General features: G+C 67.5%; 1 protein-coding gene. It reads right to left on the reverse strand.

Annotated elements, in window-relative coordinates; genetic code table 11:
- Positions 1 to 326, reverse strand: a 326-nt coding sequence (locus ISP20_RS21880; RefSeq protein ID WP_425490880.1) for a helix-turn-helix domain-containing protein, incomplete at both ends; no start/stop codon positions are given.

The following is a 326-nucleotide window of genomic DNA, read 5'->3' on the forward strand; positions in this document are numbered from 1 at the left end:
GCATAGATCGCGGTGTAAATCGTCTCGTGAGACACGTGCTTGGCCGGCTCGTCGGGATGCTGTCGGCGCAGTGTGCGACTGACCTCTTGCGGTGACCAGCGCCGGGCCAACAAATGGCGCACCAGACGCCACAAGGCGCTCTCACGATGCAATTTACGCGGCCGGCGTGCCTGATGGGCCAAGCGACGGGCCCGATGGCCGGCACGACAAGCGTCATAGCCGAGCGTCGGGCGCCCCAGACGAGGGCTGCCTGACGGCTCGCGGTGCCCGTTACGCGCCAGCTCCCGTGAGATCGTACTGGGCGACCGGCCCAGCAGCATCGCCAG

It is taken from the genome of Dyella kyungheensis, assembly GCF_016905005.1.
In the GTDB taxonomy this organism is placed as follows: domain Bacteria; phylum Pseudomonadota; class Gammaproteobacteria; order Xanthomonadales; family Rhodanobacteraceae; genus Dyella; species Dyella kyungheensis.